This is a genomic window from Streptomyces sp. NPDC059917 (genome assembly GCF_042730635.1).
Taxonomy (GTDB): domain Bacteria; phylum Actinomycetota; class Actinomycetes; order Streptomycetales; family Streptomycetaceae; genus Streptomyces.
Window position 1 is genome coordinate 1 of sequence record NZ_JBHWLC010000142.1, and the last position, 10,238, is coordinate 10,238.

Sequence of the window (10,238 nt, forward strand, 5' to 3'; positions counted from 1 at the left end):
GGCCCGGGGCGCCCCGGCAGGGGGCGCCCCGGGCGTCGCGCCGGGGGGAGGGTGCGGACCTACGCCCGCCGGGTCCGCGCGCCCGCCTGGGTGCGCCGACGCAGGGGCGGCGGGACCGGCACCGGGACCAGCGGCGGCGGCGTGGCGGCGGCTCGCGCCAGCAGGGCGGCCAGCCCGGCCGGGGTCGGGTGCCGGAACACCTCCCGCAGGGTGAGCTCCAGGCCCAGCTCGGCCCGTACCCGGTTCACCAGCCGGACCGCGAGCAGCGAATGCCCGCCCAACTTGAAGAAGTTGTCCTGCGGACCGGCCACCCGCCCGTCCAGCACCTCGCCGAAGAGGGCGAGCAGGGTGACGAGCAGCGGGTCGGGGGTCTCGGGACCGGGGGGCGCGGGGGGCTGCGGCGCGGTGGCCCGGGGGACGCGGACCGTCGCCGGGACCGCGTACTCCGGCAGTCGCCGGGCCGCCCACTCCTGGAGCCCGGCCTCCGTGACGGCGCCGGTCACCTCGGCGACCACCCGTCCGTCCACCACCCGCACCTCGGCCCGCAGCACGTCCGGGTGCGCGGCGAGCACCTCGGTGACCCGGGCCAGGTCGATCCGGTACCCACCGGCCCACGGCCGCTCGCCGCGCGGATCCGCCGGGGCGGCCAACTGCCCGACGCGCAGCGCCGGATCCGCCGCGAACGCGTCCAGCGCGGCCACCAGCAGCTCCGCGAGCCGCCGCGCGCCCGCTTCCTCGTACAGGTCGGTGGCGTACTCCAGCACGCCCGTCAGGCCCTGCTGGCCGCCCGCCCGCGATACCGGCTCCTGCGTGAGCGCGAAGGTGAGGTCCGCCTTGGCGGTCCGCGTCCCGAAGGCCGGTTCCGTGCCGGACAGGGGACCACCGGCCGCCGCGTCCCGCGCCGCGGGGTCCACCGTGTGCACCTGCATCATCACCTGCACCAGCGGGTGGTGGGCGGCGGACCGGTGCGGGTTGAGGTGCTCGACCAGCCGGTCGAAGGGCACGTCCTGGTGGTCGTAGGCCGCCAGGTCCGCCTCCCGCACCCGCCCCACCAGCTCGGTGAACGTCGGGTCCCCGGCCGTGTCCGTCCGCAGCACCAGCGTGTTCACGAAGAAGCCGACCAGCGGGTGCAGCGCGTCGTCGACGCGCCCCGCCACCGTGGTGCCGAGCGCCAGGTCCGTGCCCGCCCCGCAGCGGTCGAGTACGGCCGCCAGCGCGGCCTGGACCACCATGAAGAGGGTGGCCCCCTGTTCGTGCGCGAGCCGGGTCAGGCGCCGGTGGGTGTCCGCGCCCACCGCGAAGCCGGTCACCGCGCCCCGGCCCGAGGGCTCGGCGGGCCGGGGCCGGTCGGTCGGCAGGTCGATCAGCGGCGCCAGACCGTCCAACGCCTCCTTCCAGTGGGCCAGTTCGTGCTCGGCACCGCCCAGGAGCTCGCGCTGCCACAGGGTGTAGTCGGCGTACTGGACCGGCAGCGGCTGCCACCCGGGTGCGGTCCCGGCCAGCCGGGCCCCGTAGGCCTCGGCGAGGTCGGCGAGCAGGCAGTCGGTGGACCAGCCGTCCGCCGCGATGTGGTGCAGCAGGACCACCAGGGTCTGCTGCCCGGTCGGCTCCTCGGGCAGGAACAGCCAGGCCCGTAGCGGCAGGTCGCGCGTCAGGTCGAAGACGTGCCCGGCCGCCTCGTCGACCGCGGCGGCCACGTCCGCCGGGCGGCCCAGCTCCAGCTGGGGCCTGGCCCCGGACAGCACCCGCTGGTACGGCTCCCCGCCCTCGGCCCCGTAGACGGTCCGCAGGACCTCGTGCCGCTCGGCCACGTCGGCCAGGGCCCCGGCGAGTGCGGCCGGATCCAGATCCCGGTCCAGGCGCCGCACCAGCGCGATGTTGTAGGTCGCGGAGGGCCCTTCGAGCTGGTCGATGAACCACAGTCGGCGCTGCGCGTAGGACAGGGGGATGTGGTCGGGGCGTTGGTGGGGCGGTACGGGGGTGAGGGTGGGGCGGGGGGTGGTGTCGGCTGTGGTGTGGGTGAGGCGTTGGTGGAGGGTGGTGGGGGTGGGGGCGAGGAAGAGGTCGCGGATGCCGAGGTCGAGGCCGAGGGTGGCGCGGATGCGGTTGACGAGTTTGCTGGCGAGGAGGGAGTGGCCGCCGCTGCGGAAGAAGTTGTCGTCGGCGTGGTGGTGGGTGCGGCCCAGGGTCTCGGCGAAGAGTCCGCAGAGGATCTCCTCGCGGGGCGAGAGGGTGCGGGCCGCGGCGCCGCGGGCCCGCTCGGCCTCGGCCTCCGCCGCGGCCCGCGCGGCCCGGGCGGTGAGGGCCGCGAGGTGGGAGCGGCGGGTGTCGAGCGCGGCGCCCTCCTCGGCGCTGAGCAGGTCGAGTTGGCCCAGCCGCAGGCTCGGGTCGGCGGCGAAGGCGGCGAGGGCGCGGGCGAAGACGTCGAGCAGCAGGCGCGCGGTGGACGCGTCGAAGAGGTCCTCGGCGTACTGCACCATCAGGTCCATGCCCGCCGGTTCGCCCTGCGCCGTGCGCGTCTGCGCGCAGTGGAAGGACAGGTCGAACTTGGCGGCCCCCAGGTCGGTGCTGGTGGCCCGGCCGGTCACCGCACCGAGGGCGAAGCGGTCGTCCTCGGCGTCCGCCACGGTCAGCATCACCTGGAAGAACGGGTGCCGCCCCAGGGCGCGTTCGGGAGCGAGGTGCTCCACGAGGAGGTCGAAGGGCAGGTCCTGGCGGTCGTAGGCGGCGAGGTCCGCGTCCCGCACCCGCTCGACCAGCTCGCCGACCGCGGGGTCGTCGGACAGATCGGCGCGCAGGGCGAGGGAGTTGACGAAGAAGCCCACCAGGTCGTGCAGGGCCTGGTCCGGGCGGCCCGCCACCGGGGTGCCGATGGCGAGGTCGGCGCCCGCGCCCGTGGCGGCCAGCGCGGCGGCGAGCGCCGCGCGGGCCACCATGAAGAGGCTGGCCCGGCTGCCGCGGGCCAGCGCCGCGAGCGCGCGGTGCGCATCGGCGTCGAGCCGGGCCGTGAGCAGGGCCCCCTTGCCGGAGGGTTCGGCGGGGCGCGGCCGGTCGGCGGGCAGGTCGGCGGCGGCCGGCAGCCCGTCGAGGGCCGTGCGCCAGTCGGCCAGCTGCCGGTGGGCCAGGGAGGCCGGGTCGGCGGGGTCCCCGAGCAGCTCGCGCTGCCAGAGCGCGTAGTCGGCGTACTGGACCGGCAACGGCTGCCACGCGGGGGCGCTCCCGGCCGACCGGGCCTCGTACGCCTCGGCCAGGTCGCGCAGCAGCGGGGTCAGGGACCAGCCGTCGGTGGCGATGTGGTGGACCAGCAGGACCAGCGCCGAGGTCCCGTCGCCCGGCAGGAACATCCGCGCCCGCAGGGGCGGTTGGGCGGCCAGGTCGAAGGTCTCCCGACCGGCGGCGGTGACCAGCTCGTCGAGGCTGTCGGGCGTGCAGGAGGTCAGGTCGATCCGCGGGCCGGGGCCGTCGGGCAGGTACGCGTAGGGCTCGCCGCCCTCGGCCGCGTAGCGGGTCCGCAGGATCTCGTGCCGCTCCACCACGTCGCCCAGCGCCGCCTGGAGCGCACCCGTGTCGGGCACGCCGTCCAGGCGCAGCACCACCGGCGCGTTGTACGTCGCCGACGGGCCCTCGACCTGTCCGACCAGCCACAGGGCCCGCTGGGCCGCCGACAGGGGGATGTGGTCGGGGCGTTGGTGGGGTGGTACGGGGGTGAGGGTGGGGCGGGGTGTCGCGTTGGTCGTGTGGGTGGTGAGGCGTTGGTGGAGGGTGGTGGGGGTGGGGGCGAGGAAGAGGTCGCGGATGCCGAGGTCGAGGCCGAGGGTGGCGCGGATGCGGTTGACGAGTTTGCTGGCGAGGAGGGAGTGGCCGCCGCTGCGGAAGAAGTTGTCGTCGGCGTGGTGGTGGGTGCGGCCCAGGGTCTCGGCGAAGAGTCCGCAGAGGATCTCCTCGCGGGGCGAGAGGGCGCGGGCGGTGCGGGGGCCGGGGGCGGTCGCCCGCTCGGCCTCGGCGCGGGCGGCCAGCGCGGCGAGGTGGGAGCGGCGCGCCTCGAACGCGGCGTCCTCCTCGTCGGTGAGCAGGTCGAGTTGGCCCAGGCGTGTGGTGGGATCGGCGGCGAAGGCGGTGAGGGCGCGGGCGAAGACGTCGAGCAGGAGGCGCGCGGTGGGCGCGTCGAAGAGGTCCTCGGCGTACTGCACGGCGAGGTCGATCCCGTCGGGCCGCCCGTCCGCGGTGTGCCGCTGGGCGCAGTACCAGGTCAGGTCGAACTTGGCGGCGGCCAGGTCCACCTCCGCGAGCCGCCCGCCGATCGCGTCCGGGCCGCTGCCGAGCGACACCGGCGCGGCGGCGTCGCCCGCGTCCACGGTCAGCATCACCTGGAAGAACGGGTGCAGCCCCAGGGAGCGCTGCGGGGCGAGGTGCTCCACGAGCAGGTCGAAGGGCAGCTCCTCGTGCTCGTAGGCGGCGAGGTCCGCGTCCCGCACCCGCTCGACCAGCTCGCCGACCGCCGGGTCGCCCGAGAGATCGGTGCGCAGCGCCAGGGAGTTGACGAAGAAGCCCACGAGGTCGTAGAGGTCCTCCTCGGGGCGCCCCGCGACGGGCGCGCCGATCACCACGTCCTGCCCGGCGCCCGCCGCCCCGAGGGCGGCGGCCAGCGCGGCGCGGGCCACCATGGTCAGCGTGGCCTGCCGACCGCGACCGAGCGCCAGCAGCCCGCCGTGGGCGGCGGCGTCGAGCCGCGCGGTCAGCGTGGCCCCCCGACCCGAGGGCTCGACCGGGCGCGGCCGGTCGGCGGGCAGCGCGATGACGGCCGGGGCGCCCGCCAGGGCCGCCTCCCAGTGGTCCAGCTGCTCGCGGGCCAGGCTGTAGGGGTCGGCGGGGTCCCCGAGCAGTTCGTGCTGCCAGAGCGCGTAGTCGGCGTACTGGACCGGCAGCGGCTGCCAGGCCGGTGCGGTCCCGGCCAGCCGGGCCGCGTAGGCGGTGCCCAGGTCGCGCAGCAGCGGGCGCACGGACCAGCCGTCGGTGGCCACGTGGTGGATCAGCAGGACCAGCACCGAGGTCCCATCGCCGGGCACGAACAACCGTGCCCGCAGGGGAGGTTCGACCGTGATGTCGATCGTCTGCCGGGTGAATCCGGCGACGATCCGGTCCACTTCACCGGGCGCGCAGTCCTGCACCACGAGCCCGGGCAGCTCCGCGGTCGTCAGCACCCGCTGGTGGGGTTCCGCGTCGGCGCCCGCCGCCAGCACGGTGCGCAGCACCTCGTGCCGGCCGGTCACATCGGCCAACGCCGCGCCGAGCGCGGCGGTGTCGGGCACCGCGTCGAGGTGGAGCACCACCGGCGCGTTGTAGGTGGCCGACGGGCCGTGCAGCCGCCCCAGGAACCACAGTCTGCGCTGGGCGAACGACAACGGGATCACGGTCATGTCCTCACTGGTCCTGGCTTGCGGCGGTGGCGTCGACGAGCGTGTCGATGAAGGCGGCGAGGTCGCGCAGCCGGGGGTTGGCGTAGACCGCCTTGACCGGCAACGAGACGCCGAGTTCGGCGCGGACCCGGGACACCAGCTTGATCGCGAGCAGCGAATGGCCGCCCAGCTTGAAGAAGTTGTCGTCGGGCCCGATGTGCGGGGCGCCGAGCACGACCGCCCAGACCCGGGCGATCAGCTGCTGCGAGCGGGTCAGCTCGGCGGCCTCCCCGGCGCCCGCCGCGACCGGATCCGCCTCGGGCGCGACCGGCGCGGGCAGCGCGGCGCGGTCCAACTTGCCGTTGGTCGTGGTGGGGAAGCGCTCCAGGGCCACGAAGGCGGAGGGGACCATGTAGCCGGGCAGTTCCGCGCCCAGCCGCTCGCGCAGTCCGGCCTGCGTCACGGCGCCCGCCCCGGCATCCGCGGCGCGGTAGTACGCGACCAGGCCCGGTGCTCCGTTGACCTCGTCCAGCAGCACCACGGCCGCCTCCGCGACCCCCGGGTACGCGGCCACCGCGGCCTCGATCTCCGGCAGTTCGATGCGGTGGCCACGCAGCTTGACCTGTCCGTCGGCCCGGCCCAGATAGCCGAGGCGGCCGTCCGGGAGCAGCCGCACGAGGTCGCCCGTACGGTACATCCGGCCACCGCCCGCGGGGGACCGCCCCGCGTCGGCCACGAACCGCTCCGCCGTCAGCCCGGGACGGCGGCGGTAGCCGCGGCCCACGCGCGGCCCCGCCAGGTAGAGCTCGCCGCTGCCGCCGACCTCGACCGGCTTCAGCTCCTCGTCCAGGACCCGCATCAGCAGGCCCGGCAGGACGGCGCCGATGTGGGGCTCGTCCGCCCCGTCGATCCAGCCCGCCGTGGAGTCCACGGTGCACTCGGTGGGCCCGTACAGGTTCACCGCGCGCAGCACCCCGGCGCGGGTGCGCTCCCCGATGCGCTGCCACAGGGCCGGGCTGATCGCCTCGCCGCCGATCAGCAGGGTCAGCGGGCGCGGCCCGCCGTCGGCGGTCAGCAGGTCCAGCAGCGGATCGGCGTGCGAGGGGGTGATGTCCAGGTCGGTCAGGGCCTGCTCGTCGACCAGCGCGGCCAGCAGCGCCGGGTCCGCACGGGTCTCGTCGTCGATCATGACGATGGTGTCGCCGCGGCAGATCCGCACCCACTGCTGCACGGAGGCGTCGAAGGACGGCGAGGCGTTCCAGCCGACCCGCCCGCCGTCGGTGACGGCGATCCCCGCGCCCTCCAGCTCGGCGAGCAGCGCGGCGGCGGCGGCGCGACCGATCTCGACGCCCTTGGGGCGGCCGGTGGAACCGGAGGTGTAGATGACGTAGGCCAGCGTGTCGGCGCCCACGGCCACCGGGGCGTACGGGCGCCCCTCGCCCGGCGCGGTCAGCTCGCCCACCGGCAGGTGCGGCACGCCCTCGGCGAGCGGCGCCGCGTCGGGGCCGGCGGTGACCACCAGGTCGGCGCCCGCGTCCTCGACGAGGTAGCGCCGCCGCTCGGCGGGCAGCTTCGGGTCCACGGGCAGGTACGCGGCCCCCGCGGTCAGCGTGCCGATCAGGGCGGCCACCAGGTCCGCGCCGCGCGGCAGGCACAGCGCCACCACGCTCTCGGGACCGATCCCGCGGGCGGCGAGGCGGTCGGCGATCCGCTGGGCCTCGGCGCGCAGCGCGTCGAAGTCCAGCTCGCGGTCGCCGGCGACCACGGCGGGTCGGGCCCCGGGCACCCGCGCGAGCCGCGCGAGCAGATCGGCGGGGGCGGCGGTGGGGGCCGCGGCGCGGGGGAGGGGGAGCGGGAGGGCGGCGTCGAGGGTGCGGGGACGCTCGGGGAGCACGGCGGTCATGGTGGTCACTTCCCGAAGAGGGTGGTGGACGGCTGGGTGGCGGGGGCGCACTCGGCGAGCGCGACGGGCTCGCCCATGGCGACGAGGATCTTGCGGTCGCCCTTGAAGGCCTCGCGGCCGTGGGCGCAGAGGATGTTGTCGACGATCATCAGGTCGCCCTGCTGCCAGGTCTCCCGTACGGTCACCCGCTCGTAGACCTCGTTGATCGCGTCGACCTCGGCGTCCGTGAGCCGGGAGCCGTCGCCGAGGTAGGTGTTGAAGGGCAGGCCGTCCTCGCCGTACGTCTCCACGAGCACCTCGCGGATGTCCTCGTCCAGGGTCCGCGCGTTCCAGAAGGCGAAGTGGTTGAACCAGGTGCGCTCGCCGGTCACCGGGTGGGTGACGATCGCCGAACGACGCTGACGGGTGATCATCGAGTCGTCCTCGTCGAGCCACTCGTAGCCGACGACGTTCTCGTCGCAGTACGCCTCGGCCACGGCCTTGTCCTCGGTCGCGAACGTCTTGTACCAGGGCAGCCCGGCCAGCTCGGAGTAGTTGCGCACGAGCAGCCAGCCCGCCCGCTCGAAGCGCTCCACCAGCTCCGGCGGCAGCAGCCGCAGCGCCTCGCGCATGTCACCGACGGTGGTGGCACCGCCCTCCTCGGGGGCGGTCACGCAGCCGAAGAGGAGCACGCCGGGGAAGTCGAGGGTGTAGCTGTTCTCGTTGTGCAGCCGGATGGGCTGGAGGGCGGGCAGGTCGGTGGAGGAGAAGACGCCCTCGCCGAAGTCGGTGCGCGGCGTGGCCTTCTCCTTGTAGCCGGCGCGCCGCTGGATGAGCGCGTCCCGGGCCCGGGCGAAGGAGGCCGCGTCCTCGACGGGCAGCCCGCGCAGCAGCACGGCGCCGCTGCGGTGCAACTCGGCCTGGATGGCGGCGCGGTGGGTGTCGACCCAGGCGACGGCGGCGTCGAGGTCCAGGCCCTGCGGGGTGTGGACGACGACGGGCTTGCCGGGCTCGCGGACCGGGTCGATCCCGGTGTGCGCGGGGGCGGTGGCGAAGGTGGTCATGGAAAGTCCTTAAGGGGAAGGGAAGTTCGGGGCGAAGGGGCGGCCGGGTCGCGCGGGACGGCTACGCGGAGGCGGCGGCCGCGTGGGCGCCGAGGGCCCCGGAGAGCAGGTCGAAGAAGGCGGGCAGCTGCTGCTGGAAGTAGAAGTGGCCGCCGGGCAGGATCCGGGTGGCGAAGTCGTGGTCGGTGACCTCCGCCCAACGCTCCAGGGCCTCGGCCGGCACCACCGGGTCGGCGTCCCCGCCGACCACCAGGACCGGGCACTCCACCCGGGCCGCCTCGTCGGCGCAGCGGTAGACGTCGTCGATGGCGAAGTCCGCGCGGATGGACGGCAGGATGATCTCGCGCAGTTCCGGCTCGTCGAGGATCCCGTCGTCCGTGCCCCCGCGCTCCTTGATGGCCGCGACCAACTGGTCGTCGTCGAGCCGCTCGGGGTGCACCGCGCTCGGGTTGGGCAGGAACGGCGCCCGGCACGCGGAGGCGACGAGGTGGCGCGGCGCGTGCCCGGCCGCCTGCAGGAGCCGTACGACCTCGAAGGCGACCAGCGAGCCCATGCTGTGCCCGAGCACCACCAGCTCCTCGGTGACCCCGGCGGGCAGCGCGGCCACGACCGGACCGGCCAGGTCCGCGATGTCGCGGGGGAGTTCCTCGGCGAACCGGGCGCCGCGGCCGGGGTACTGGCCGATCAGCAGCCGGACGTCGGCGGGCAGGTGCTCGCGCCATTCGGCGTAGGCGTGGGCGTTGCCTCCGGCGTGCGGCAGGACGAGCAGCGAGAGGCGCTGCGGACCCTCGCCCGGCAGGTCCCACACGACGTCGTCGGGGGCCGGGGCCGGGAAGTCGGCGTCGAGGTCGAAGGCGGCGGTGCTGGTCATGAGGAACTCCGTTCGTGGTCGGTGCCGGTGCGGCGGCGCAGGGCGGGGCGGGCCCGGCGGGGCGCGGCCGGTGCGCCGTCCGCCTCGGACCGTGCGGTCTCGATGCGGTGGGCGAGGGTGGCGGGGGTGGGGTTCTGGAAGATGTCGCGCAGGGAGAGGGCGACGCCGAGCGTGGTGGCGATCCGGTTGGTCAGGCGGGCGGCGAGCAGGGAGTGGCCGCCGTGGTCGAAGAAGCCGTCGTCGATGGAGAGCGGCGCGGGCGCGCCCAGCGCCTCGGTGAAGTAGCCGCGCACGGTCTCCTCCAGGGGAGTGCGGGGCTCGCGGCCGCCGACCGCGGTGACGGCCTGCGGGGCGGGCAGGGCGCGCTTGTCGATCTTCCCGTTGGGGGTGAGCGGCAGCCGCTCCAGCAGCACGACGAAGGCCGGGACCATGTGGTCGGGGAGCAGGGTCCGCAGCCAGATGCGGATGTCCTGCGGGGAGGGCGCGGGGTCCGGCCCGGCAGCCGTGACGTAGGCGGTCAGCTGCGGGGTGCCGTGGTGGTCCGGGTGGGTGGCGAGCGTGGCTTGGGTGATGTGGGGGTGGGTGGTGAGGGTGGTTTCGATTTCGGTGGGTTCGATGCGGAAGCCGCGGATTTTGATTTGGGTGTCGGTGCGGCCGGTGTAGTGGAGGTTGCCGTGGGTGTCCCAGTGGGCTTGGTCGCCGGTGCGGTAGAGGCGGGTGCCGGGGGGTCCGTAGGGGTGGGGGATGAAGTGGGTTGCGGTGGTGGTGGGTTGGGCGAGGTAGCCGTGGGCGAGTCCGTGGCCGGTGAGGTAGAGCTCGCCGGTGGTGCCGGGGGGTGTGGGGTTGAGGTGGGTGTCGAGGATGTAGGCGTGTTTGTTGGTGAGGGGGGTGCCGATGGAGATGGTGGCGGGTGGGGTGTTGGTTCGGTGTGTGGTGTGGGTGGTGGTGAAGCCCATGGATTCGGCGGGGCCGTATCCGTTGGTGATGGTGAGGTGGGGGTGGGTTTGGTGGAGGGTGTGGATGTG

At 75.3% G+C, this 10,238-nt stretch carries 5 protein-coding genes; all 5 read right to left on the reverse strand.

From position 1 onward, the window contains the following. Positions 1 to 59 precede the first annotated feature (59 nt). A complete protein-coding gene (locus tag ACFWAR_RS38250; RefSeq protein ID WP_385788008.1) occupies positions 60 to 5,411 on the reverse strand; it encodes a condensation domain-containing protein in 5,352 nt (1,783 codons plus the stop codon). Between the two features lie 10 nt (positions 5,412 to 5,421). Then, positions 5,422 to 7,299, reverse strand: a complete 1,878-nt coding sequence (locus ACFWAR_RS38255) for an amino acid adenylation domain-containing protein (RefSeq protein WP_385788011.1) — start codon at positions 7,297 to 7,299, stop codon at positions 5,422 to 5,424. A gap of 5 nt (positions 7,300 to 7,304) precedes the next feature. Continuing rightward, complete coding sequence (locus ACFWAR_RS38260) at positions 7,305 to 8,342, reverse strand: TauD/TfdA family dioxygenase (protein ID WP_385787999.1); 1,038 nt, start codon at positions 8,340 to 8,342, stop codon at positions 7,305 to 7,307. A 61-nt stretch (positions 8,343 to 8,403) separates the two neighbouring features. Beyond that, on the reverse strand, positions 8,404 to 9,213 hold the full coding sequence (locus tag ACFWAR_RS38265) for a thioesterase II family protein (protein ID WP_385788002.1): 810 nt from the start codon (positions 9,211 to 9,213) through the stop codon (positions 8,404 to 8,406). Next, on the reverse strand, positions 9,210 to 10,238 hold a 1,029-nt coding region (locus ACFWAR_RS38270; RefSeq protein ID WP_385788005.1), incomplete at its 5' end, for a phosphopantetheine-binding protein. The genes ACFWAR_RS38270 and ACFWAR_RS38265, both read right to left, overlap by 4 nt.

Bases quoted from the DNA above. Each gene is read 5' to 3' on its own strand.
- ACFWAR_RS38255 (WP_385788011.1), bottom strand. From the start codon at position 7,299: ATGACCGCCGTGCTCCCCGAGCGTCCCCGCACCCTCGACGCCGCCCTC.
- ACFWAR_RS38260 (WP_385787999.1), bottom strand. From the start codon at position 8,342: ATGACCACCTTCGCCACCGCCCCCGCGCACACCGGGATCGACCCGGTC.
- ACFWAR_RS38265 (WP_385788002.1), bottom strand. From the start codon at position 9,213: ATGACCAGCACCGCCGCCTTCGACCTCGACGCCGACTTCCCGGCCCCG.